20 protein-coding genes and 1 riboswitch are annotated in these 22,955 nt (G+C 68.9%); of the genes, 12 read left to right on the forward strand and 8 right to left on the reverse strand.

Annotated elements, in window-relative coordinates:
* Positions 1 to 68 precede the first annotated feature (68 nt).
* Positions 69 to 941 carry an NAD-dependent protein deacetylase gene (locus tag CSC65_RS01185; RefSeq protein WP_238390223.1) on the reverse strand — a complete coding sequence of 291 codons (873 nt, stop codon included), beginning with the start codon at positions 939 to 941 and terminating at the stop codon, positions 69 to 71.
* Positions 942 to 1,089: 148 nt separating this feature from the next.
* Here CSC65_RS01185 and CSC65_RS01190 point away from each other — a divergent pair, with 148 nt between their 5' ends.
* The gene (locus tag CSC65_RS01190; RefSeq protein ID WP_162408133.1) at positions 1,090 to 1,983 is read left to right on the forward strand and encodes a fructose bisphosphate aldolase; all 894 of its coding nucleotides are present in this window, start codon (positions 1,090 to 1,092) and stop codon (positions 1,981 to 1,983) included.
* Between the two features lie 142 nt (positions 1,984 to 2,125).
* On the forward strand, positions 2,126 to 2,341 hold the full coding sequence (locus tag CSC65_RS01195; protein ID WP_162408134.1) for an oxidoreductase-like domain-containing protein: 216 nt from the start codon (positions 2,126 to 2,128) through the stop codon (positions 2,339 to 2,341).
* Positions 2,342 to 2,553: 212 nt separating this feature from the next.
* Here CSC65_RS01195 and CSC65_RS01200 read toward each other — a convergent pair whose 3' ends face one another.
* The gene (locus tag CSC65_RS01200; protein ID WP_162408135.1) at positions 2,554 to 2,976 is read right to left on the reverse strand and encodes an acyl-CoA thioesterase; all 423 of its coding nucleotides are present in this window, start codon (positions 2,974 to 2,976) and stop codon (positions 2,554 to 2,556) included.
* Between the two features lie 636 nt (positions 2,977 to 3,612).
* Positions 3,613 to 4,908 carry a serine hydrolase domain-containing protein gene (locus tag CSC65_RS01205; protein ID WP_202922805.1) on the reverse strand — a complete coding sequence of 432 codons (1,296 nt, stop codon included), beginning with the start codon at positions 4,906 to 4,908 and terminating at the stop codon, positions 3,613 to 3,615.
* A gap of 92 nt (positions 4,909 to 5,000) precedes the next feature.
* Here CSC65_RS01205 and CSC65_RS01210 point away from each other — a divergent pair, with 92 nt between their 5' ends.
* On the forward strand, positions 5,001 to 7,049 hold the full coding sequence (locus tag CSC65_RS01210) for a S9 family peptidase (RefSeq protein ID WP_162408136.1): 2,049 nt from the start codon (positions 5,001 to 5,003) through the stop codon (positions 7,047 to 7,049).
* A gap of 12 nt (positions 7,050 to 7,061) precedes the next feature.
* On the opposite strand, the gene CSC65_RS01215 is transcribed toward CSC65_RS01210, so the two are convergent.
* From CSC65_RS01215 to CSC65_RS01225, 3 genes are all read right to left on the reverse strand, one after another.
* Positions 7,062 to 8,081, reverse strand: coding sequence for a ribonucleotide-diphosphate reductase subunit beta (locus CSC65_RS01215; RefSeq protein WP_162408137.1), 1,020 nt, complete (start codon positions 8,079 to 8,081; stop codon positions 7,062 to 7,064).
* A gap of 103 nt (positions 8,082 to 8,184) precedes the next feature.
* Positions 8,185 to 8,409: a hypothetical protein gene (locus CSC65_RS01220; RefSeq protein ID WP_162408138.1), complete on the reverse strand. Its 225-nt coding sequence runs from the start codon at positions 8,407 to 8,409 to the stop codon at positions 8,185 to 8,187.
* A gap of 39 nt (positions 8,410 to 8,448) precedes the next feature.
* Complete coding sequence (locus CSC65_RS01225) at positions 8,449 to 10,785, reverse strand: ribonucleoside-diphosphate reductase subunit alpha (protein WP_238390235.1); 2,337 nt, start codon at positions 10,783 to 10,785, stop codon at positions 8,449 to 8,451.
* A gap of 277 nt (positions 10,786 to 11,062) precedes the next feature.
* Positions 11,063 to 11,288, reverse strand: a riboswitch (cobalamin riboswitch).
* Between the two features lie 391 nt (positions 11,289 to 11,679).
* Here CSC65_RS01225 and CSC65_RS01230 point away from each other — a divergent pair.
* The 3 genes from CSC65_RS01230 to CSC65_RS01240 all read left to right on the forward strand — a co-directional run bounded on the left by CSC65_RS01230 (position 11,680) and on the right by CSC65_RS01240 (position 15,915).
* Positions 11,680 to 14,664, forward strand: a complete 2,985-nt coding sequence (locus tag CSC65_RS01230; protein WP_162408139.1) for a TonB-dependent receptor domain-containing protein — start codon at positions 11,680 to 11,682, stop codon at positions 14,662 to 14,664.
* 39 nt (positions 14,665 to 14,703) lie between these two features.
* On the forward strand, positions 14,704 to 15,210 hold the full coding sequence (locus tag CSC65_RS01235) for a hypothetical protein (RefSeq protein WP_162408140.1): 507 nt from the start codon (positions 14,704 to 14,706) through the stop codon (positions 15,208 to 15,210).
* Between the two features lie 69 nt (positions 15,211 to 15,279).
* Entirely contained in the window at positions 15,280 to 15,915 is a 636-nt protein-coding gene (locus CSC65_RS01240; protein ID WP_162408141.1) for a DUF998 domain-containing protein, read from the forward strand.
* A gap of 110 nt (positions 15,916 to 16,025) precedes the next feature.
* On the opposite strand, the gene zapE is transcribed toward CSC65_RS01240, so the two are convergent.
* Positions 16,026 to 17,129 carry a cell division protein ZapE gene (gene zapE / locus CSC65_RS01245; RefSeq protein ID WP_162408245.1) on the reverse strand — a complete coding sequence of 368 codons (1,104 nt, stop codon included), beginning with the start codon at positions 17,127 to 17,129 and terminating at the stop codon, positions 16,026 to 16,028.
* A complete protein-coding gene (locus CSC65_RS01250; protein ID WP_162408142.1) occupies positions 17,126 to 17,791 on the reverse strand; it encodes an alpha/beta hydrolase in 666 nt (221 codons plus the stop codon). The genes zapE and CSC65_RS01250 overlap by 4 nt, the downstream gene beginning before the upstream one ends.
* A gap of 109 nt (positions 17,792 to 17,900) precedes the next feature.
* Between CSC65_RS01250 and CSC65_RS01255 the strand changes: the two genes are divergently transcribed.
* From CSC65_RS01255 to CSC65_RS01280, 6 genes are all read left to right on the forward strand, one after another.
* Entirely contained in the window at positions 17,901 to 18,761 is an 861-nt protein-coding gene (locus CSC65_RS01255; protein WP_162408143.1) for an EamA family transporter, read from the forward strand.
* Between the two features lie 82 nt (positions 18,762 to 18,843).
* Positions 18,844 to 19,671, forward strand: a complete 828-nt coding sequence (queF, locus tag CSC65_RS01260; RefSeq protein ID WP_162408144.1) for an NADPH-dependent 7-cyano-7-deazaguanine reductase QueF — start codon at positions 18,844 to 18,846, stop codon at positions 19,669 to 19,671.
* A gap of 114 nt (positions 19,672 to 19,785) precedes the next feature.
* Positions 19,786 to 20,085: a LysM peptidoglycan-binding domain-containing protein gene (locus tag CSC65_RS01265; protein ID WP_162408145.1), complete on the forward strand. Its 300-nt coding sequence runs from the start codon at positions 19,786 to 19,788 to the stop codon at positions 20,083 to 20,085.
* Positions 20,086 to 20,141: 56 nt separating this feature from the next.
* Positions 20,142 to 20,630, forward strand: a complete 489-nt coding sequence (locus CSC65_RS01270; protein WP_162408146.1) for a hypothetical protein — start codon at positions 20,142 to 20,144, stop codon at positions 20,628 to 20,630.
* Positions 20,631 to 20,769: 139 nt separating this feature from the next.
* Entirely contained in the window at positions 20,770 to 21,540 is a 771-nt protein-coding gene (locus CSC65_RS01275) for a rhomboid family intramembrane serine protease (RefSeq protein WP_162408147.1), read from the forward strand.
* Positions 21,541 to 21,748: 208 nt separating this feature from the next.
* Positions 21,749 to 22,939, forward strand: a complete 1,191-nt coding sequence (locus tag CSC65_RS01280) for a glycoside hydrolase family 18 protein (protein ID WP_238390224.1) — start codon at positions 21,749 to 21,751, stop codon at positions 22,937 to 22,939.
* Positions 22,940 to 22,955 lie beyond the last annotated feature (16 nt).

The following is a 22,955-nucleotide window of genomic DNA, read 5'->3' on the forward strand; positions in this document are numbered from 1 at the left end:
ACGGCCGGCGGCGTGTCGCACCGGATCATAGGCGGCAGCGGGTGCTGCCGGCCATCGCGCGGCTTGCCTCAGCCGGAGTCGCGCGCGACCCACCCGGCCAGCGCGGCCACGCAGTCGGCTTCCACCTTCAACGACAGCAGCTCGTCGGCGCGGGTGCGGCCCAGGTTGAGTGCGGCGACCGGGATGCCCGCCTCGGCCGCCATCCGCGCGAAGCGCAGGCCCGAATAGACCATCAACGAGGAGCCGACCACCAGCATCGCGTCGCTGCGTCGCAGGTGCGCAACCGCCGCCTCCACGCGTGCCCGCGGCACGCTTTCGCCATAGAACACCACGTCCGGCTTGAGCAGGCCGCCGCAGCCCACGCAGCCGGGCACCTCGAAGCTGGCGAAGTCCACGCCGTCCAGGTCGGCATCGCCGTCGGGCGCGATCGCGGCGACATGTCGTTCCCAGCCGGGATTGCGCGCCAGCAGCCGCTGCTGCAATTCCTCGCGCGGATGGCGTGCGCCGCACCCCAGGCACACCACCTGGTCCAGGCGTCCGTGCAGGTCGATCACCGTGGCGCTGCCGGCCTGCTGGTGCAGGCCGTCCACGTTCTGGGTCACCAGCGCCTCGATCCGGCCTTCGCGCTCAAGCGTGGCCAGGGCACGGTGCGCGGGATTGGCCCGTGCGGTGGCGAAGCGCGGCCAGCCGGCCAGGCTGCGCGCCCAGTAGCGGCGCCGGGTCGCCGCCTCGCCGGTGAAGGCCTGGAAGGTCACCGGCTGCGGCCGTTTCCAGCCGCCTTCGGCATCGCGGTAGTCGGGAATGCCCGAGGGCGTGCTGCAGCCGGCGCCGGTGAGCACGAACAGCCGGCGGTGGCGCTGGACGAACGCGTTCAGCGCTTCGACCTGCACGGCCGTGGCGTTCGCGGCGGCGGTGGAGATCGCGTTGGTGGTAATCGCCATGCCCCGGTGATGGGGCTTGCCCGCCGCGAGGGCAAGGCCGGATTCGCTCCGGGTGGCCATTGGACAGCGCTGTCTCCTCTTTTGATGCTGCGACGCACGAGGCGGCGCGCTACCATTTCCATTCGCCCATCGCACAGGAACCAGCCGAGTGCCCATCCATCAGGAACAGAAGGACCGGATCGCCTCCGGCCAGGGTTTCATCGCCGCGCTCGACCAGAGCGGCGGCAGCACGCCCAAGGCGCTCCTGCTTTACGGCATCGAGGAGTCGGCCTATTCCAGCGACGCGGAGATGTTCGGCCTGGTCCACGCGATGCGCAGCCGCATCGTCACCAGCCCGGCGTTCACCGGCGAGCGCGTGCTTGGCGCGATCCTGTTCGAGCGCACGCTCGATGACAGCTTCGGCGGGCAGGAAGCGGCGCACTACCTGTGGCAGACCAAGCAGGTCGTGCCGTTCCTGAAGATCGACAAGGGCCTGGAGGACGAGGTCGACGGCGTGCAGCGGCTCAAGCCGATCCCGGGCCTGGCCGAGCTGCTCGCACGGGCCAAGGCCAAGGGCGTGTTCGGCACCAAGGAGCGCTCGGTCATCAAGGCCAACAACCCCGCCGGCATCGCTTCGGTGCTCGACCAGCAGTTCGAGCTGGGCCAGCAGGTGCTCGATGCGGGCCTGGTCCCGATCATCGAACCGGAAGTGGACATCAAGGCGCCCGACAAGGCGGCGATCGAGGTCGAGCTGAAGAAGGGCCTGCTGGCGCGGCTGGACAAGGTCGACCCGGCCACGCCGGTCATCCTCAAGCTGACCCTGCCCAGCGTGGACGGCTACTTCAAGGAGCTGGTCGAGCATCCGTCCGTGCTCAAGGTGGTGGCGCTGTCGGGCGGCTACAGCCGCGACGACGCCAACGCGAAGCTGGCCCGGAACCCCGGCGTCATCGCCAGCTTCAGCCGCGCGCTGACCGAGGGGCTGAGCGCCCAGCAGGACGACGACAGCTTCAATCGCACCCTGGACGCGACGGTCGAATCGATCTACCGCGCCTCGATCGCCTGAGCATTGGCCGCCGCCGCGCCACGGCGTGGCGGCGGTCCACTACGCGCATCGCCTGTGCCACGCCATGCAGGCGCTCGCCAGGTCCGTGTGCTTGGCATCACCGGCACGCGGCGCGCCGCACCCCGCTGCTAGGCTGTAGCCCGTGAGCGACGATCCTTCCCTTTCCGCGGCACGCCTCGCGGACGACCCGCGCCCGCAGCCGCCGGAAAAGCCGCTGCCACAGGAATGCTGCGAGAGCGGCTGCCCGATCTGCGTCTACGACCTCTATGCCGAGGCGCTGGAGGAATACCGGCAGGCGCTGGCCGCCTGGCTGCAGCGCCATCCGTCCGCCGGCGGCGAAACGCCCGCCCACGGATAGGCCTGCGGTGTGGGTCGTGTAGATCGCACCCGTCGTTTCGACTCCCGCGCTTCCGCTGAGGGCAGTCGAACGCCGGCACCACCACTGCCGCGCTCGCGGGCCTTCGCCTGATGCTCGATTCAATGCGCCCGTAGCGCCTCGCCAGCGGATCGGCCTGCGCAATCGGCGTGCACGCCATTTCCGCCGCGGTTGCAGCGCTCCCCGGGCGGCGCCTAAGACGATGCGGGCACGGTGGCGGATGGCAGCGGTGGCGCCGGCGTCGGCTGGCCCAGAGGATCCAGCGCGATCATCACGAAGCGGCCGCGCGTGCACAGCTTGCGTTCGCCGGTCAGCAGGTTCTCGGTGATGACCTCCACCTCCACGTTCATCGAGCTGCGCCCGACCTTGGCGATCGTGGCGACGACCTCGACCAGGTCACCCTTGTGGATGGGCTGGTTGAAGTCGACCTGCTCGGAACGGGCGGTGACCACGGTGCTGCGCGCCCAGCGCGAGGCGACGATGAAGGCGGCCATGTCCATCCACGCCAGCGCCTGTCCGCCGAACAGCGTGCCCAGGTGGTTGGTGTGGTCGGGGAAGACCATGTGCAGCAGACGCGCCTCGACCGGGCGCGACTCGGGGCTCGGGACTTCTGACATCGGGTGCTCCTGCGCGGGTACGGCCTCCCGGACCAGCGTAACGCAAGCCCGGATCACGGTGGCGTATCGGCGCTGCCGTTTCCCATGGGCCTAAAGTTCGTTCTACAGGGGCCTTCGCTGCACCCGCTGTTGTAGGAGCGGGCATGACCGCGACACCGGCACCTCGGAACCTCCGCGGCGTCGCCTGTGTCCACGGCGTCGGCTTCGCGGCCTGAAGTCCGCTCCTGCAGAGGCATCGCTGCACCCGCTGTTGTAGGGGCGGGCATGACCGCGACACCGGCACCTCGGAACCTCCGCGGCGTCGCCCGTGTCCACGGCGTCGGCTTCGCGGCCTGAAGTCCGCTCCTACAGAGGCATCGCTGCACCCGCTGTTGTAGGAGCGGGCATGACCGCGACACCGGCACCCTCGGAACCTCCGCGGCGTCGCCTGTGTCCACGGCGTCGACTTCGCGGCCTGAAGTCCGCTCCTGCAGAGGCATCGCTGCACCCGCTGTTGTAGGAGCGGGCATGACCGCGACACCGGCACCCTCGGAATCTCCGCGGCGTCGCCTGTGTCCACGGCGTCGACTTCGCGGCCTGAAGTCCGCTCCTGCAGGGGTTCGTTTCACCCGTTATAGGAGCGGGCATGACCGCGGCTCAGACGTCGAACGCGAGCAGGTCCAGGCCGGTGGCCGCGCGCACGACCCGGCGGTACAGCACGTTGCCGTTCGTGGCGTTGGTCGACACCACGATCGCGCGCTGCCGCGCGACGTCGCCCAGGGCGAAACTCTTGAAGATGCCGCCGTTGCTGCCCGAGTGGTAGAACACCGGCCCGCGCATCGTCGACTCCAGGTTCCAGCCCAGGCCCTTGTCGGTCCAGCGGCCCGGCACCTCGATCTGCCTTGCCAGCATCGCCGCGCGCGTGGCCGGGCGCAGCTCCCAGGCCGCGGGCTGGTCGTGCACCATCAGCGCCATGAAGCGGGCGTAGTCCTGGATCGTGCAACGCAGGCTGGCGGCCGCGTTGGCGAGGATGTCGGCGGGCCATGCAACCAGTCCCGCCGGCGCGATCGCCTGCACCTGCGGCAGCGCGCGCGCGGCATCCGCGTAGCGCCAGTCCGACAGCGCCGTGCCGGTGCGATCGGCCAGCACCTGCGCAGCGCTCCACTGCTCGCGCAGCATCTGCGGCGGCATGTCCTCGCTCCCGCCAGGCTCCACGGTCGCGTCCGGCGCGCGGTGGCCGTAGACCGACCGCTCCGCCAGCGCCGGACTCCAGGCGTAGCTGCTGTCGCGCATGCCGGCCGGCTCGAACAGCAGGCGCCGCATCGTTGCGTCCAGGCTCTCACCGGTGACCGTCTCGACCACGCGCTGCAGCCAGACGAACGCTTCACCGGAATAGTCGATGCGCGTCCCTGGCTTTACCGACGGCACCAGTGCTTCGTGCGCCGGGTCCTTGCGCCAGTCCGGCAGTCCCGTGGAATGGCGCAGCACGTCGCGCACGCTGATCGACTCCACCCACGCCCTGGCCTCGCCGCCACCCAGGTATTCCGGGCGCACGTAGTCCACCAGCGGCTGGTCCAGCGACAGCTCGCCGCGGTCGACCAGTTGCAGTACTGCGTAGGCGAACACCGGCTTGCTGAGCGAAGCCACCTCGAACAGGGTCGCGTCGGTGACCGGCGTACGCCGCTGCGCATGCGTGACCCCGAACCCGCGCGACCAGGCCAACGCGCCGCGCTCGACGACGGCTATTCCGATCCCGGGCACGCCCAGCGCCTGCATCTGCCGTGGCAGGTCATCGAGGAATGCCGGTGACGGTATCCAGTCCGCATCGTCGTCGCGGCGTGGCGCGGCCCATAGGCCCGCGGGGGCCGCACCCAGTGCCAGCAGGCCCAGGCCCGAGCCCAGCAACCGGCGACGGGACGCAAGAAGACGTGTGTCGCGGGGATCGATGCGCATGACCCATTGGAGCCGCTCGCCAGCCGCGCTTCAAGCACCGGCCACGCCCGGCCTCGTTGCGTGGCCGCATTGCCCACGGCTAGGCTGCGGGCATGAAACCACTTCGTGTCCTCGCGCTGGTCGCGGCCATCGCCTCCGCCTCCCTGTCCCCGGCCTTCGCAAAGGAGGCCTTGAAGGCGGAGGACATCTACGCCCTCTCGATGGTGACCGACCCGGTGGTCGCGCCGGACGGCAGGCGCGTGCTTTTCACCCGCGCCACCTTCGACAGGGCGAAGGACCGCCGCACCGGCGAGCTGTGGCTGGCCCACCTGGACCAACAGGGTACGGTCGTCGACAAGCGCCTGCTGGTGGGTCGCGACATGGCCCCGCGTGGCGCGGCGTTCTCGCCCGATGGGCGTCGCCTCGCCTACATCGCCAACTCCATCGACAAGCCGCAGATCTTCGTGATGGTGCTGGCCGATGGGGTGGGCCAGCCCTTGACGACGGGCGACCTGGACCCGGGCAGCCTGCGCTGGTCGCCCGATGGCACGCGCATCGCCTTCATCGGCCGCGAGGCCGCCAAGCCCGCATCCATCCCCGGCATGCCCGAGAAGCCCGAGGGCAGCGATGCGGCCGCGGATGCCAAGATCATCACCGACCTGTTCTGGCGCGCCGATGGCGCCGGAGAGGTCAAACCGGGGGCCCGCCACCCGTACGTGGTGGACGTGGCTAACGCCACGGTCACGCGCCTGACCCAGGGCGACACCCACCAGGTCGACGACGAAGGCGTTGCCTGGATGGCGGACGGCAGGCACGTGGTCGGCAGCTACACCGCCGATCCGATCAACGGCCCGCTGGAGACCGACCTCTACCTGTACGACGCCGCTGGCAAGGCCCCGAAGAAACGGCTGACGTCACGCGCCGGCCGCGAATTTGCCCCGGAAGTCTCGCCCGACGGCCGACGCCTCGCCTTCCTCGGCAGCGAAGCCTCCACCGGCTTCTACGACATGCCGCGCCTGTGGACGACCACGCCGGCGCCTGGCGCACCCGTCCAGGCCCTCGCCGCCGACCTCGACCGCCCGGTGGCGGGAATCGCGTGGCGCGAAGATGGCGCGGCCATCCACGCCCTGTACAACGACCAGGGCGTGCAGCGCATCGCGACCATCGATGCCGCCACGGGTGAGCGCACGCCAGTCGTGCCTGTCGTCGGCGGCACGCGGCTCTACCTGCCTTCGTCAGGCGGCCAGTTCTCCGCCGCGCACGGCACCTTCGCCTATACCTCCGCGTTCACCGACCGGCCCGCCGGGCTGGGCGTGAGCCGCGGCAATGGCGAGAGCGGTGCCATCGATTTCAACCGGGCATGGGCCGACAGCAGGACACCTGCGCGGATCGAATCGCTGACCGTGGCCAGTCGTGCCGACGGCCTGCCGGTGCAGGGCTGGATCGCCTTTCCGCCCGATTTCAAACCCGGCAAGCGCTATCCCCTGATCCTGGACATCCACGGCGGACCAAACACCGACTACGGGCCGTTCTTCTCGATCACGCACGGCCTCTATGCGGCGGCGGGCTATATCGTCGTGTTCGCCAATCCGCGCGGCTCGATCGGCTACGGCGACCGTTTCGCCAATGCGATCACCAACGCCTATCCGGGCCAGGACCACGACGACCTGATGTCGCTCCTGGACGAGGTGGCCCGGCGTCCCTATGCCGACGCGAAGAACCTGTTCATCGGCGGCGGCTCGGGAGGCGGCGTGCTGACCTTGTGGGCCATCGGCAAGGAGCCGGACAAGTTCCGCGCGGCCGTGGCGCTGCGGCCGGTGGTGGACTGGACCGACCAGGCCACCACCGCAGACTTTTCTTCTTTCTTCATGAAGCACTGGATGGGCGCCACGCCCTGGGACAAGCCTGACCTCTACTTCCAGCGCTCGCCCTTCAGCCTGGCCGTCCAGGTGAAGACGCCAACCATGCTGATCACCGGCGAGCAGGATTTCCGCACCCCGATCAGCCAGACCGAGCAGATGTTCGGCGCGCTGAAGATGCGCGGGGTGGAGGTCGAGATGATCCGCCTGCCCGGCGCCGGCCATGGCATGGGCAGGCCGAGCCAGTGGTTGCAGTCGGTGCTGGCGCCGATCGACTTCTTCGAACGGCACAAGGCGGAATAGGACCCGGCGCGCTCAGAACGCGTGGTCGAAACCGACCTCGCCCTGCACGCCGACCTGGTAGGCCGACACCCGGCGCTCGAAGAAGTTGGTCAACTCCTGCACGTCCTGCAGCTCCATGAACGGCAACGGGTTGCGCACGTCGTAGCGGCGCGGCATGCCCAGCTTGGCGAAGTGCTGGTCGGCGCAGTGCTGCAGGTACTGGCGCATGTCGCGCGTGGAGATGCCGGCCACGCCGCCCGACAGCACGTCCTCGGCGAACTGCACTTCGCATTCGATCGCCTCTTCCAGCATGTCGTAGACCTGCTGCTGCATCCGGTCGTCGAACAGGTCCGGCTCCTCCTCGCGCACGGTGCGCACGCACTCGAACGCGAATTCCATGTGGCAGCTCTCGTCGCGGAACACCCAGTTGGTGCCGCTGGCCAGGCCCGGCAGCAGGCCGCGCGAACGGAAGTAGTAGACGTAGGCGAACGCGGCGAAGAAGAACAGGCCCTCGATGCACGCGGCGAAGCAGATCTGGTTGAGCAGGAACTGGCGGCGCTGCTCGCGGGTCTCGATCCGGCGCAGGTCCTGGATGGAGTCGATCCACTTGAAGCAGAAGTCGGCCTTCTTCTTGATCGCCGGGATGTTCTCCACCGCGGCGAACGCCTTGAAGCGCTCGGACGGGTCGGGCAGGTAGTTGTCGAGCAGGGTCAGGTAGAACTGCACGTGCAGCGCTTCCTCGTAGAGCTGGCGCGACAGGTACATGCGCGCCTCGGGCGCGTTGAGGTGCTGGTACAGGTTCAGCACCAGGTTGTTGGACACGATCGAATCGCCGGTGGCGAAGAACGCGACCAGGCGGTGGATCAGGTGCTGGTCGGCCGGCGTCATCTTCGAATGCAGGTCGGAGATGTCGATCTGGAAATTGATCTCCTCCACCGTCCAGGTGTTCTTGATCGCGTCGCGATACATGTCATAGAACTGCGGGTAGCGCATCGGGCGCAGGGTCAGTTCGAAACCGGGGTCGAGCAGCATCTGGCGGTTGTGGGTGGACATCGTGTCTGGGTTCTCTGCGAGGGGAACGGCGCGAGGTCGGCACGTCCATGTGCCTGGAACATCCCTGTTCCGCTTCCTGCCCGTTCCCGTGGTCGGTCGAAGGTCAGCGCTCGTAATCGTCGTGCGCGTGCTGGCTGATGTAGGTGGCTAGGCCCTCGCCGGCTTCGGCAAGGCACTTCATCCGCGCCACCTTCTGGGGGCCGGCGCGGCCCGTGCTGCGGTACTCGTACGGCTCGGCCCGGTTACGGAACCGGACGAAGATCGAAAGCGCGGTGACCTGGTACGACTCCACGCCTGAATTTCCGGAATGATTGGCGTAGCGGCGCATGGTGGCGTTACCGGTGGGGGCTGGGGATGCGCGACCTGCCTACTGGCAGGCCTCGCAAGCTTCGGGGTTCTCCAGCGAACAGGCGACCGCTTCGACCGGCGTGTATTCCGGCTTCGGTGCCACGGTCGCGGCGTGGCTCACGGTGGTCTTGGCGATCCGCGTCGCCGGGCGCGAGCGCAGGTAGTAGGTGGTCTTGATGCCCTGCTTCCACGCGTACATGTACATCGACGACATCGCGCCGATGTTCGGGCTTTCCATGAAAAGGTTCAGTGAGGCCGACTGGTCGATGAAGGCGCCGCGGCCGGCGGCCATGTCGATCAGCACGCGCATCGGCAGTTCCCAGGCGGTGCGGTAGACCTGCTGCAACGCATCTGGAATGCCGGCGACGCCCTGGATCGAGCCTTCGGCCAGCTTGATCGCGTCGCGCGTTTCCGGCGTCCACAGGCCCAGCTTCTTCAGCTCGCCGACCAGGTAGCGGTTGACCTGCAGGAAGTCGCCCGACAGCGTCTCGCGCTTGAACAGGTTGGACACCTGCGGCTCCACGCATTCGTAGCAGCCAGCGATCGAGGCGATCGTCGCGGTCGGGGCGATGGCGATGAGCAGCGAATTGCGCAGGCCGTGCTCGCGGATGCGCTCGCGCAGCGCGTCCCAGCGCTGGGCGTTCTCGGGCACCACGTTCCAGGCATCGAACTGCAGCTCGCCGGCCGCCGCGCGGGTTTCGGCGAAGGACGGATGGCGGCCGCGCTCCTGGGCCAGCTCGACCGAGGTCTCCAGCGCATGGAAATAGATCGCCTCGGCGATCTTCGCCGACAGCGCGCGCGCTTCGGCGCTGTCGAACGGCAGTCGCAGCTTGAAGAACACGTCCTGCAGGCCCATGCAGCCCAGGCCTACCGGGCGCCAGCGCAGGTTGCCGCGACGCGCGGTCTCGATCGGATAGAAGTTCAGGTCGATCACCCGATCCAGCTGGCGCACAGCCAGGCGCACCGTTTCGGCCAGCCGCTCGAAATCGAAGTAGCCGTCCGCGTCGAAGTGGTTGCCCAGGTTGATCGAACCCAGGTTGCACACCGCGGTTTCCTCGGCCGAGGTGACCTCCAGGATCTCGGTGCACAGGTTGGACAGGTGGATGACGTTGCCTTGGCGCAGGGTCTGGTTGCTGGCGCGGTTGCACTTGTCCTTGAACGTCATCCAGCCGTTGCCGGTCTCGGCCAGGGTGCGCATCATCCGCGCGTACAACTTGCGCGCGGGAATCGTCCGTTGCGCCTTGCCCTGGGACTCGGCCTGGACGTAGGCGGCCTCGAACGCTTCGCCGTACAGGTCGGTCAGTTCCGGGACCACGCGCGGGTCGAACAGCGACCACTCCTGGTCGGCCTCGACCCGTTGCATGAACAGGTCGGGAACCCAGTTGGCGAGGTTGAGGTTGTGCGTGCGCCGCGATTCGTCGCCGGTGTTGTCGCGCAGCTCGAGGAAATCCTCGACGTCGGCGTGCCAGGTCTCCAGGTAGACGCAGGCCGCGCCCTTGCGCTTGCCGCCCTGGTTGACCGCCGCGACCGAGGAATCGAGCGTCTTCAGCCACGGCACGATGCCGTTGCTGTGGCCATTGGTGGAACGGATCAGCGAGCCGCGCGAACGCACGCGCGTGTAGCTCACGCCGATCCCGCCGCTGAACTTGGACAGCTGGGCGATGTCGCCGTACTTCTGGTAGATCGACTCCAGCGTGTCCTGCGGCGAGTCGAGCAGGAAGCACGACGACAGCTGCTCGTGGGTGGTGCCGCTGTTGAACAGGGTCGGCGAGCTGGGCAGGTAGTCGAGCTGGCCCATGCGCCGGTACAGCGCCAGCACCTCGGGCACGTCCTCGCTCAGTGCGCAGGCGATGCGCAGGAAGAACTGCTGCGGGGTCTCGATCACCTTGCGGGTGTGCGGGTGGCGCAGCAGGTAGCGGTCGTACAGGGTGCGCAGGCCGAAGTAGTCGAAGCCCTGGTCCAGCGAGGCATCGAGCGCGTCGTTGAGCTTGCGCGCATTGGTCTGCACGAAGCCGAGCAGGCGCTCGTTGATCAGCCCGACCTCGTGGCCGCGGGTGACCGACTGCGAGAACGCATGGATTTCCTGGCCACTGACTTCCTTGGCGATGTACGCCGCCAGCAGGCGCGCGGCCAGGCGGCTGTACTCGGGCTCCTCGCCGGTGAGCAACGCGGCGGTGCGGATCGACAGTTCGTCGAGTTCGCGCGTGCTGGCGCCGTCGTACAGGCCGGAGATGGTGCGCGTGGCCACGCGCATCGGGTCAACCGCGTGCAGGCCCTCGCAGCAGCGCTGCACCGCGCGCACGATCTTGTTGAGGTCCACCGGCTCGCGACTGCCGTTGCGCTTGGTCACGCTCATCGCGGTGGCGGTGGGCGGCGGGGTCAGCAGGAATGCGTCGTTCGGGGACGACGCTTCGCCGCCGGCGACGACGGTATCGATCTGGGTCACGGTTGTTCCTCCATGCATGGCGCACGCGCCGGCCCATCCCTCGCGGGGCAGCGGAAGCCGGTGGGTCTTGCCTTGGAGGATGGAAGAGCGGCGTCGCAGGGAGCGAGAACGCGCAGGCGACTGCGCCACTGGCCCTGCTTCACCAGCCATCTCCCCCCGGAGACTGCACGGCCGGTACCGCGCGGTGTGCATCGCGCGGCTGTCGGCAGGTCTTCGGACTCATGGGTGTGGACGGCCGTGCCGTCCTCCTACTTCCGTCGCTTCCCGGAGCCAGGCGGCTCCAGTGCTCGATGACGGGTTCGTTCCCAATTACCGCTGCGGGGCAGTGCCGGACTGGCGCATGTGCGCGTCACCGGCTTCCCTTTTGATCCTGTGGCGAGCGGGCCACCGGAACCGACGGGCCCAAGATAGTGGGGTCCACACCCATGGTCAACACCAGATATCGCGCTTTCCATATATGGAGCCGCGGCGCAAGTGCTGCGTGCTGGCGTACGTGCCGCGAAGCGTCGGCTCAAGGGCCACGACGCGTTTCTCGTTCGGGATCGGACTCCGGACAAGGACTCCAACCTGGGAGTGCAGGCAGCACGCGCCTTGCTGCGCATCGCCGCCTGCGCGCGCGCATTGCATGAAGTACGGGCAGCGGGAAACAACCGCGTGGCATCTGCTCATGGCCGGCCACGCTCATGAGCTCATGACCGGGCACCCCCATAAGCAGATGCTTCTAAGTGATTTTTTCATGCTGCAGTGCAGCTGGCAGATTCCCTGCGTCGTTCGCGCATGTCGCGCCGAACCAGGGGTTACCACATGTCGTTGCGTTCACTCTCCGCTTCCGGACGCGGTCCGGGAGGATGGCCGGCTGCGGCCCACGATCCGCGCGGTCAGATCACACTGCGCCGCAGCGTGCTGGCGCTGCTGGTGGCCCATGCGTTGTTCCTGCCCGCGATGGCCCAGGGTGAAGAGGCCGCAGCGGCCAACGTAGACGCGTCCACTGTGGGTGCGACGGTCGACAGCACGGCCGCCGCTGCTGCCACTGCCACGCAGCTGGACGCCGTCACCGTCACCGGTTCGCGCATCGCGCGCCTGGACTACGCCAGCAGCAGTCCGCTGACCAGCGTCCCCCGCGAGACCCTGCGCGACACCGGCACCTCTACCCTGGAGGAAGCGCTGAACCAGCTGCCGCAGCTGGGCATCGGCGCGAACAAGACCAACGCCGGCTGGGGCGGCACCGGCCAGGCCACGCTCAACCTGCGCGGGCTCGGGCCGCAGCGCAACCTGGTCCTGCTCGACGGCCGCCGGCTGCAGCCGGCCACGACCGACAACGTCGTGGACGTCAACACGATCCCCAGTGCGCTGATCGAGGACGTGCAGATCATCACCGGCGGCGCGTCGGCGGTGTACGGCTCCGATGCCATCGCCGGTGTGGTCAACATCCGCCTCAAGGAGGACTTCGAGGGCATCCGCCTGGACAGCCAGTTCGCCCGGTACGGCGAAGGCGATGGCGACACCACCGACGTGGCCCTGACCCTCGGCGGCAACTTCGCCGAAGACCGCGGCAATGCGGTGCTGTCGCTGTCGTGGTCCGACCGCGAGGGCGTGGACTTCATGGCCCGCGAGTTCTTCCGCAAGGCTCCCGGCGGCACCGACTTCCGGATCCAGACCGGCACCTACGAACTGGGTTCCAACCTGCCCACCCAGGCGGCGGTCAACCAGGTGTTCGCGCAGTACGGCGCCGCGCCGGGCCGCGTGCCGGTATCGCCAACCACCTACCTGGGCTTCAACGACGATGGCACGCTGTTCTCGGCCAACAAGGTGCCGTTCAACTGGCGCGGCCCGGACGGACAGCTCAACAACACAGGTACCCAGCTCAACAACCTCAACCAGTTTTCTTTGATCCAGGTGCCGCTGGAGCGCCACGGCGCGTTCGGCCGCGTCACCTACCGCGTCACCGACGACATCCAGGCCTACGGCCAGTTCAACTGGTCCAGCCTGCATAGCTACGTCGCCGCCGAAGGTGGCAACACCGGCATCAACGTGCCGGTCACCAATCCGTTCGTTCCCGCGGACCTGCGCACGATCCTGGCCTCGCGCGCCAATCCGAACGCGGACTTCCGCCTGCACAAACGCTTCCAGGAAGCCGGGCCGCGCACCTTCGAGCGCGACTTCGACAACTGGCAGTTCCTCGCCGGTGCCAAGGGCAGTCTCGATGCGATCAACGGCTCCTGGGATGCCTACGCCAGCAAGGGCAGCATGCGCGCGCACGAGGTCAACAACGGTGCGGTGGTCATCGCCTCGCTGCGCAGCGTGCTGACTGCGGCCGATGGCGGCGCCAGCCTTTGCGCGGGCGGCTACAACCCGTTCGGCCTGACCGTGCTGTCGCCGGAATGCCGCAACTACCTGGTTGCCGCCACGATCAGCGACACCGAGCTGGACCAGGAGGTCATGGAAGCGAACGTGCAGGGCGGGCTGTTCGACCTGCCGGCCGGCGAGCTGCGCTTTGCCGCCGGCCTGGGCTGGCGCCGCAACAGCTACGACTTCCAGCCCGACCGCCTGCTCCAGCAGGGCGGCATCGTCGGCGTGCCGTCGCGGGGGCCCAGCCACGGCAGCACCAGCGTGAGCGAGGTGTATGTCGAAACCCTGGTGCCGGTGCTGTACGACAAGCCGTTCGCGCACTCGCTGGACGTGGGCCTGGCCTACCGCTACTCCGACTACGACCTGTCCGGCGGCGTGGACACCTACAAGGTCGATTTCAACTGGGCGCTGATCGAAGACCTGCGCCTGCGCGGCGGCTACCAGCGCGCGGTCCGCGCGCCCAGCGTCGGCGAACTGTTCGTGGCTTCGGAGACCGAATCCAACAGCTACGGCCTGGTGGTCAACGGCCAGGGCGACCAGTGCGAAGCGGGCAGCCCATTGCGGCGCGGCGCGACCGCGGCGGCGATCGAGGCGCTGTGCCTGGCCCACGGCATTCCCGCCGCATTGCTGCCCAGCTACATCGACACCCAGCGCGAGTCGCTGGCCACCCGCGCCGGCAACACCGCGCTGGCGCCAGAGACCGCCGACACCTACACCTTCGGCCTGGTCTGGACGCCCGAAGGCACCGGCTTTTCGCTGGCCGCCGACTACTTCGATATCCGCGTGGAAGACGTGATCGGCACGCTGACCTCCTCGCAGGTACTGGCCGCGTGCTTCAACCAGGACGGCTCCAATCCGAACCTGTCGGTGAACAACTTCTACTGCTCGCTGATCCAGCGCAATCCGGACACCGGCCGCATCGACAACATCGACAAGCCCACCTTCAACATGGGCAGCCTGGAAACCAGCGGCGTCGACTTCCAGCTGGACTGGCAGGGCGACATCGGCAACGCCGGGCGGCTGTCGGCCGGCTCGGTGGTCAGCTGGGTCGACAAGTACGAAGTGCAGGCGGTGAAGGGCGGCCCGGTCTACGACTACGCCGGCTATGTCGGCACGCTGCCGACCTGGAAGGCGGTCAGCCAGGTCCGCTACCAGCAAGGGCCCGGCAGCATCGGCCTGCGCTGGCGCTACATCGATGCGATGGAGCACTCGTCCAAGGTGCTCAATCCCGCCTCGACCACGCCGGCGGTGGACGCCTTCAGCTACTTCGACCTGTTCGGTAGCTGGGATTTCGGCACCCGCCTGCGCCTGGGCGCGGGCGTCAACAACGTGCTCGACAAGCAGCCCCCACAGGTAGGCGGCACGCCCGGCGCCACCCACAACAGCACCTATGACATCTACGGCCGCCAGTACTTCGTGGCCCTGACCGTGCAGCTCTGACTACGCACACCCATCGTCCCACACCCAAGGAGTCACACCATGATCGGCAAGAAACACCTCCTGAGCATCGTCGCGGCCATCGGCCTGGCGGTGGCCGGCATCCAGGGCGTCGCCGCCCAGGCATTGTCCGGACGCGACCTCCCCGACCGGCCGCGCGTCGGCGTCAGCTACTACAAGGTTCCACCCGGCAAGCACGACGAATGGCTGGCGCTCTACAAGAAGTGGCATCGACCGATCATGGAAGCGCAGATCAAGGCCGGTACCACCACCAGCAGCAACCTGTACGCGTTGCGCAACCACCAGATCGGCTCGCCCTACGATTTCGTGATCATCAGCGTGTCGCCGGCCGAACCCAAGCCGCTGGGCCTGTCGCGCGGCGAACTGATCAAGAAGCTGTTCCCGGACATCGAAGCCTACGTGGCCGGCGAGAAGCGGCGCTGGGAACTGACCGTCGACCACTGGGATACCAGCCTGCTGGAGATCGACATCGACGATCCGAACCCGTCCGTGTACTACCCGATCATCGACGGCCGGGTCGTGCGCTGACCTGACCGGAACGGGAGGCCGCGGCGACGCACATCGCCGCGGCCGGCCGCCCTCGCGCACACTGTGCGCATGCGATCCCACCCGCCAAGGTTCCTGCGCCACGCAGCCGGCATTGCCCTCGCCGGCCTGGCGTGGTTTGTCCTGGTGGCGGTCGCGGTACAGGGCGCACGCCCGGAGTACGACTGGTGGCAGGCGCCGCTGAGTTTCTATCTGTCCGGCCCGAACAGCCTGTGGCTGCGCACGGCCTACTACGGCCTGGCCGTGGCGGCAGTGCTCCTGGGCGTGGGGTTGTGGCGCGGGCTGGCTCCATCGGCACGCTACGTGCTGGCACCTGCCTTGTTCGTCGCCGGCGGCGTGTCTTTGGTGGTGACCGCGACCTGGCCTGGGGCCAGTCCCGATCACGCGGTCGGGGACCTCGATGCGGTCGTCCACGGGCTGTCGGCGATCGCCAGTTTCCTGTTCGTGGGCGTGGCGATGCTGTTGCAGTCGGCCTCGCTGCATCGTGATCCGCACTGGCGCACGATTGCCCCCCTGCTGCTGGCGCTGGCGGCCTTGGCATTCGCCGCCCTGTGGCTGCATGCATTGTGGCGCGAACTGCCGCGCGGCGGCTCGCAGAAGATGGTGATCGCCTTGTACCTGTGCTGGCTGTTCGTGGCCGGATGGCACCTTCGGCGGACACCGGCGGCGCTCGACTCCGGAGCGTGATCGCCACCGATGCGTCGGGTAGCTGCGGTCCGCTTGCCATCGCACCACTCGCTCGCGCGGCCCAGCCGGCTGCATGGGACGCAACGGGCCGCATGTCTTCCCGGGTGGCCTCAGCCGCGGTGCGCGCGCGCCAGGTACTCGGCGCTCTGCATCTCGATCAGGCGCGAAGCGGTGCGTTCGAACGCGCCGGCCAGGCGAGTGCCGCTGTACAGCACCACCGGCGCGGCCGCCGCGGTGCAGACCACGGTGACCTGGCGGTCGTACAGCTCGTCGATCAGGTTGACGAAGCGGCGCGCGGCGTCTTCGTTGCTGGCGTCGAAGGTCGGGATGCCGCCGACCATCACCACCTGGAATTCGCGCGCGATCTCGATGTAGTCGGTGGTCGAGCGCGGTCCCTCGCACAGCTCGGCGAAGTCGAACCAGGCCACGCCATGGCCACGCGCGCGCACCGCGATGCGCCGGCCTTCGATCTGGATGCCGCCCGGCCGTGCCGGGGCGCCCGCGGCCAGCGACTGCCAGCGCTCGGCCAGCCACGCCTCGCCGCCCGCGTCCAGCGGATGCCGATATACCGGTGAACGGGTCAGCGCGCGCAACCGGTAGTCCTCGCGGCCGTCGGCGGCCAGCTCCACGCAGTGCTCGCGCAGCTGCGCGATCGCCGGCAGGAAACGCTCGCGCTGGAGGCCATCGCGGTACAGGTTCTGCGGCGCGGTGTTGGAGGTGGTGAGCAGGGTCACGCCCTCGGCGAACAGGCGCTCCAGCAGCCGGCCGAGCAGCATCGCATCGCCGATGTCGGTGACGAAGAATTCGTCGAGCACCAGCACGCGCACGTTCTGGCGCCATTCGCGCGCGATCTTCACCAGCGGATCGGCCTGGCCGGCGTGTTCGCGCAGGTGTTCGTGCACCTCGCGCATGAAGCGGTGGAAGTGCGTGCGCTGCTTCTGCTCCAGCGGCAGGCCGTCGTAGAACAGGTCGACCAGGAAGGTCTTGCCGCGACCCACGCCGCCCCACAGGTACAGGCCTTTCACCGGCGCCGGACGTCCGCCCAGGCCCAGCTTCGCGCGCCAGCCGGCCGGCGTGGCCGCCAGCAGCTCGCGCTGGATGCGGTCCAGTTCGCGCAGGGCCGGATGCTGCGCCGGGTCGTCGCGCCAGCGTCCGGCGGCGGCACCTTCGGCATAGGCCTGCGACGGCAGGCGGGACGCGGCGGCCTCGCTCATGCCAGCGGCGGCCACGCCTTCACTTCATGCTGGATCGCACCGCGCAGGTCGATCAGCTTGCGGTGGAAGAAATGGCTGGTGTCGACCATGCGCACCAGCTGCGGCTTGCGCGGCAGCGCGTCGATCCAGTCATAGACCGCCTGCGCGTCGACGATCTCGTCGGCGTCGCCCTGGATCACCAGCCATGGCACTTCCGGTATGACGATGCGGCTGAAATCCCAGCCGCGCCCGGAAACGGGTGGCGCGACGGAAATGAGCGCATCCGGTTGCAGCCCGGCCGCCGCGGACAGGCTGACGTAGGAGCCGAAGCTGAAGCCCGCCAGCCACAGCGCATCGCCTGCTCGCGCGGCGCGCACCCAGTCGACCACGCAGCGCAGGTCGTCCTGCTCGCCGGATCCGTGGTCGAAGCCCCCTGCCGACTGGCCGGTACCGCGGAAGTTGAAGCGCACGGTGGTCGCGCCGAGTTCGCGCAGCGCGCGCGCCAGCATGGTCACGACCTTGTTGTGCATCGTGCCGCCCTCGGTCGGCAACGGATGGCAGACGACTGCGACCAGCGGGCGGGCCTGGTCCGGCTCGGGAAGGTCGACGGCGACTTCGAGCGGTCCGGCCGGGCCGTCGAGCAGCAGCGTTCCGGAGTCGAGGGGGAAGGGAGGTTGCGGCATGCGCCCATTGTAGGGCGGGGGCCGTCCCGCTGCTTTCGCGCGATCACGCCGGGCAACGGGGCGAGGCCCGCTCTACAATCTCGCACCCCCGGTCGGCGCGGCGTCTTCCATGCATTTGATCCTGCTCAGCGTGGCCTGCAGCGTGCTGGTGTCGGTGCTGCTGAAGCTGGCACCGCGCCGCGGCTGGGACGTGGCGCAGATGGTGACCTGGAACTACCTGGCGGCCGCCTTGCTGTGCGCCTGGCTGCTGCAGCCGCCGCCGGCGGCGCTGCGCCAGCCCGGCGCGCCCTGGATCGAGCTGCTCGTGCTGGCCGTCGTGTTGCCGACGCTGTTCCTGGTGCTGGCCGCATCGGTGCGGCATGCGGGCATCGTCCGCACCGACGTGGCCCAGCGCCTGTCGCTGCTGCTGTCGCTGGCGGCGGCCTTCCTGTTCTTCGGCGAACGTGCCGGCCCCATGAAGCTGGCCGGCCTGGCGCTGGGCCTGGTCGCCGTGGCCGGCATCCTCGCCCGCCCGGAAAGGGGAGCAATGGCCGATCGCCGCGGCTGGCTCCTGCTGCTGGTGGTGTGGGCCGGGTTCGCCGCGGTCGACGTGATGCTCAAGCGCCTGGCGATGTCGGGCACGCCGGCGACCGCCGCGCTGCTGGTCGCCTTCATGCTGGCGTTCGCCGGGATGCTCGCCTGGCAAGGATGGCGGCGCCTGCGCCACGGCGTGCGACCCGGGCTGCGCCACATTGCCGCCGGTGTACTGCTGGGCGTGCTCAACTTCGGCAACATCGTGTTCTACGTGCGCGCCCACCAGGCGCTACCGGGCAGCCCGGCCGTGGTGTTCGCCACGATGAATATCGGCGTGGTCCTGCTGGGCACGGCGGTGGGGGTGCTCGCGTTCGGCGAGAAGACCTCACGCCTGAATCGCCTCGCCATCGTCCTGGCGGTGGCGGCGATCGCGCTGATCGCGCTGGCGCCGCGCTGAGCTCGCTGCCGGCGGATCGTGGGCTGCGCGCGGGCCCGCCGCAGCCGGCTGCGGTTCGGGCATGCGCGACTAGAATGGGCGCATGAGCACTCCGCACGATTCCAGCCTGGGCCGCGAGGTCGCCTACCCGACCGGGTACGACCGCACCCTGCTGTTCCCGATCCCGCGCGCAGGCGCACGCGCCGAACTCGGCCTGGCCGGCGGCGCAGCGCTGCCGTTCGCCGGCCACGACCGCTGGCATGCGTACGAGCTGGGCTGGCTTGACGGGCGCGGCAAGCCGCGCGCGGCCGCCGCGACCCTGCAGGTACCCGCCAGCTCGCCGAACCTGGTCGAATCCAAGTCGCTCAAGCTCTACCTCAACTCGCTCAACGGCGTGCGCTTCGACAGCGACGATGCGCTGCGTGCGCGGATCATCGAGGACCTGTCGGCCTGTGCCGGCGCGGCCGTCGCCTTCGATTTCGGGTTGCCGCCGATGGCGGGCGGGCGCGACGCTGGCGAGGGCCAGTCGCTGGATGCGATCGAAGCGGACTTCGACGCCTACGGGCCGCCCGACGCCGCGTACCTGTCGGCCGATGGCGAAACCACCGTCGACGAGTACCTGCGCTCGGACCTGCTCAAGTCCAACTGCCCGGTCACCGGCCAACCGGACTGGGCCAGCGTGCACCTTCGCTATCGCGGTCCGCGCATCGATCGTACCGGGCTGCTGCGCTACCTGGTGAGCTTCCGCGAGCACGCCGAGTTCCATGAGCAGTGCGTGGAGCGCATCTTCCTCGACGTGCTGCAGCGGTGTCGTCCCGCCAGCCTGTCGGTGGAGGCGCGTTACACGCGACGCGGCGGACTGGACATCAACCCCTGGCGCGGCAGCGTCGGCATGCCGCCCCCGCCTGCATTGCGTGACCTGCGCCAGTAACTCGGGCACGCGGCGGCGAAAAACAATAAAGACTTCACGAGCCTGAGATGCTTTGTTAACAGGCGCTGTGAGACCGTGGCCGCGCTTCCCCAACTCCCCACAAGGGCCACGCGCATGGGTACCGGAAACAAGCCGGACTTCTCCAACGTGCAGGGCGGCGCGCGCAGCACCGAAACCGAACGCCCGGATTTCTCCAACGTGCAGGGTGGCGTCACCTCGACCGAGGAGATCGTCAATCCGCCGGAGCAGACCTATACGGTCGAGAAGGGCGATTCATTGTCGAAGATCGCCAAGCAGTTCTACGGCAAGGCCAGTGCGTGGCCGCAGATCTTCGAGGCCAACCGCGACCAGCTCGACGATCCGGACCGGATCAAGCCGGGCCAGGTGCTGAAGATCCCGCCTGCACAGGCCTGACCTCCCAGGACCGTTCATACGGATCGGCCTTCCCGAACAACAAGGACCTCCCCGACATGAGCCGCACCCGACTGCTGTACCCGCTCTCTGCCGCGCTGGCCACCGCGCTGGTTCTTTCGGCCTGCAAGAAGCCCGAACCCACGCCGGCCCCCGCGCCGACCGCGACCACGCCTGCGCCGATCACGCCGGCTCCCGCCGCCGCGCCGACCGCCAGCGTCACCGCGCTGGACCTGGGCAACAGCGTCGGCGCCGACAATCGCGTCGCCGCACCCGCCACCACGTTCGCACCGAAGGACACCATCTACGCCTCGGTCACGACCCGCACCAGCGATGCCGCGGCGACGGTGCCCGGCAGGCTCGGCGCGAAGTGGACCTTCCAGGATGGCCAGACCGTGCATGAGGACAGCCGCGACCTGAGCCTCACCGGTGACGGCACCACCGCTTTCCAGATCAGCAAGCCGGACGGTTTCCCGCCCGGTCGCTACAAGGTCGAAATCTCCCTCGACGGCACGGTCGTCCAGTCGAAGGAGTTCGAGGTGAAGTAGGGACGCTCTCTCTCCTGTCTCTCTCCCAGCAGGGTGAGCAAGCTTGGGCGCGGTGCGAACCGCGCCCGTTTTTTTGCACGTCGCCCTTGATTCGTCGCAGCATGGCCGCCATGGATCTGGTTCGAACAAGGGAGTGAACATGAGCCGCGACCCGCTCCAGCCGTCGAGTGCCGCCGAGCGCGACCGTCGCCGGCTCCTGCTCGCCTTCAACCTCAGCCTGGGTTTCATCGGCCTGCTGCTGCTGGTATTCGTCCTGCAACCACGCCTGCCCGTCGGCGCGCTGGCGGTATCGCCTCGCGATCCGGCTGCATTGCTGGGCCTGCTCACCGCCCCCTTGTTGCATGGTTCGGTCGCGCACCTGGCCGCCAACGCGACCGCGCTGCTCATCCTGGGCACGCTGGCCGGCAGCGTCTATCCGCGCGCCACTTCGCGTGCACTGCCCCTGATGTGGCTGGGCTCGGGCCTGGGCGCGTGGCTGCTCGGCGAAGACGGCACCCGCCACCTCGGCGCCAGCGGCGTGACCCACGGCCTGATGTTCCTGGTGGTCACCCTGGGTCTGTTGCGCCGCGACCGCCCGTCCATCGCCGCGGGCATGATCGTGATGCTGTTCTACGGCGGCTCGGTACTGGCGGTACTGCCGCATGGCGATGGCATCTCCTGGCAGTCGCACCTGGGTGGCGCGGTGGCCGGCGTGCTGTCCGGCTTCCTGTTCCGTCGCCTCGATCCGATGCCACCGCGCAAGCGCTACAGCTGGGAGGTCGAGGAAGAACAGCGCGAGGCGCGCGATCACACCGAGCTCGAACCCCCGCCAGCCGAGCATGTGCCGGTGCTGTGGCAACGCCGCGAGGATCCGGCAACGGGCAAGGTCCTGAACTTCCCGCCGCGGCCCCCGCAACCGCCACCGGAATGAGACCGACACGCCAGCGCCACGCGCGCCAGCAAGACAGACGCGCCATGACGCGACCGGCCACGCCTGGTCCGGAAGGATGTCCGGATCCTGTCTCGCGGCGCTGCATTTGCAGCCACCCGCCCGCCATCGGCAGCGACACGCGGCGAGGTTGAGGACGCGGAGGTGGGAGCGCCTATAGTGGCCGGCCTGCAATCGTGATCGGAACGGCATGGCCTCCAGGCTCTCTCGCGCTTCCGTCCTTCTGGCCGCGGTCCTGCTCGCCGCGACGTGGCCGGCGATGTGTCCTGCCTCCAGCGCCTGGGCCGGATCGTCGCCCGAAGTTACGCGACTGAAGGTGATCGGTTACGTGATGGATGGCCCGGCGCTGCCGCAGGTCAGCGCGCACAAACTCGATGCGATCAACTTCGCCTTCGCCCTGGTCGATGCGCACGGCGAGGTGTACCTGCCCGGTGATACCGCCTCCCGGTCGCTGGCGGGACTGACCGCGTTGCGAAGCGGGAATCCGCAACTGAAGGTGTTGGTCTCGATCGGCGGCTGGGGCGCGGACCATTTCTCCGAGGCCGCGCTGACACCGGCATCGCGCGCGCGCTTCACCGACAGCGCGGTGCGGCTGATGCTCGAACACCGGCTCGACGGCATCGACATCGACTGGGAGTACCCGACCCTGCCCGGCCCGGGCATCAGCCATCGCCCGCAGGACCGGGAGAACTTCAGCCTGATGCTGGAAGGCGTGCGCGCGAAACTCGACGCGCTCGGGCGCGAACAGGACCGCCACTACCTGCTCACGATCGCCGCCGCCGACGGCGAGGCCGCGCGCGGCCTGGAGCTGGCGCGGATCGCGCCCGTGCTCGACTGGATCAACCTGATGACCTACGACTTCCATGGCAGCCTCAGCGAGACCACCGGCCACCACGCCGCGCTCGATCGCTCCGCGCTGGCGCCGCCCGGCAGCCGCACCACGATCCGGGCGGTGGACGAGTTCCTCGCCGCCGGCGTGCCGGCGCGCAAGCTCAACGTCGGCGTGGCCTTCTACGGCCGCCAGTTCGCCGACGTCGAGCCGGTGCACAACGGCGTGCACCAGCGCTACGGGCGCTACGTCGATGCCCTGCCGTGGCGCGACCTGCGCGGCATGCCCGGCCGCGATGGCTACGTGCGCCACTGGGACGCGCAGGCCCAGGCGCCGTACCTGTGGAATGCGGACACACGGCATTTCATCACCTACGACGACCCGTATTCGCTGGCGGCAAAAGCCGAGTTCGTGCGCGAGCGTGGACTCGGCGGCATGATGTACTGGGAACACCGGCACGATGCCGGCGACGAACTGCTCGATGCGCTGCGCGCCGGGCTCGATGCGGCCGCCACTGCGACGGACGCCACACCTGCCGGGGCCACGCGATGAAGCGCCTTCAACCACC

This window comes from Pseudoxanthomonas daejeonensis (assembly GCF_010093205.1).
GTDB classification, from domain to species: Bacteria; Pseudomonadota; Gammaproteobacteria; order Xanthomonadales; family Xanthomonadaceae; genus Pseudoxanthomonas; species Pseudoxanthomonas daejeonensis.

Bases quoted from the DNA above. Each gene is read 5' to 3' on its own strand.
- queF (WP_162408144.1), top strand. From the start codon at position 18,844: ATGAGCACTCCGCACGATTCCAGCCTGGGCCGCGAGGTCGCCTACCCG.
- CSC65_RS01185 (WP_238390223.1), bottom strand. From the start codon at position 941: ATGGCGATTACCACCAACGCGATCTCCACCGCCGCCGCGAACGCCACG.
- CSC65_RS01265 (WP_162408145.1), top strand. From the start codon at position 19,786: ATGGGTACCGGAAACAAGCCGGACTTCTCCAACGTGCAGGGCGGCGCG.
- zapE (WP_162408245.1), bottom strand. From the start codon at position 17,129: ATGAGCGAGGCCGCCGCGTCCCGCCTGCCGTCGCAGGCCTATGCCGAA.
- CSC65_RS01205 (WP_202922805.1), bottom strand. From the start codon at position 4,908: ATGCGCATCGATCCCCGCGACACACGTCTTCTTGCGTCCCGTCGCCGG.
- CSC65_RS01280 (WP_238390224.1), top strand. From the start codon at position 21,749: ATGGCCTCCAGGCTCTCTCGCGCTTCCGTCCTTCTGGCCGCGGTCCTG.
- CSC65_RS01250 (WP_162408142.1), bottom strand. From the start codon at position 17,791: ATGCCGCAACCTCCCTTCCCCCTCGACTCCGGAACGCTGCTGCTCGAC.
- CSC65_RS01275 (WP_162408147.1), top strand. From the start codon at position 20,770: ATGAGCCGCGACCCGCTCCAGCCGTCGAGTGCCGCCGAGCGCGACCGT.
- CSC65_RS01235 (WP_162408140.1), top strand. From the start codon at position 14,704: ATGATCGGCAAGAAACACCTCCTGAGCATCGTCGCGGCCATCGGCCTG.
- CSC65_RS01230 (WP_162408139.1), top strand. From the start codon at position 11,680: ATGTCGTTGCGTTCACTCTCCGCTTCCGGACGCGGTCCGGGAGGATGG.
- CSC65_RS01270 (WP_162408146.1), top strand. From the start codon at position 20,142: ATGAGCCGCACCCGACTGCTGTACCCGCTCTCTGCCGCGCTGGCCACC.
- CSC65_RS01240 (WP_162408141.1), top strand. From the start codon at position 15,280: ATGCGATCCCACCCGCCAAGGTTCCTGCGCCACGCAGCCGGCATTGCC.
- CSC65_RS01255 (WP_162408143.1), top strand. From the start codon at position 17,901: ATGCATTTGATCCTGCTCAGCGTGGCCTGCAGCGTGCTGGTGTCGGTG.
- CSC65_RS01210 (WP_162408136.1), top strand. From the start codon at position 5,001: ATGAAACCACTTCGTGTCCTCGCGCTGGTCGCGGCCATCGCCTCCGCC.
- CSC65_RS01220 (WP_162408138.1), bottom strand. From the start codon at position 8,409: ATGCGCCGCTACGCCAATCATTCCGGAAATTCAGGCGTGGAGTCGTAC.
- CSC65_RS01225 (WP_238390235.1), bottom strand. From the start codon at position 10,785: ATGAGCGTGACCAAGCGCAACGGCAGTCGCGAGCCGGTGGACCTCAAC.
- CSC65_RS01200 (WP_162408135.1), bottom strand. From the start codon at position 2,976: ATGTCAGAAGTCCCGAGCCCCGAGTCGCGCCCGGTCGAGGCGCGTCTG.
- CSC65_RS01215 (WP_162408137.1), bottom strand. From the start codon at position 8,081: ATGTCCACCCACAACCGCCAGATGCTGCTCGACCCCGGTTTCGAACTG.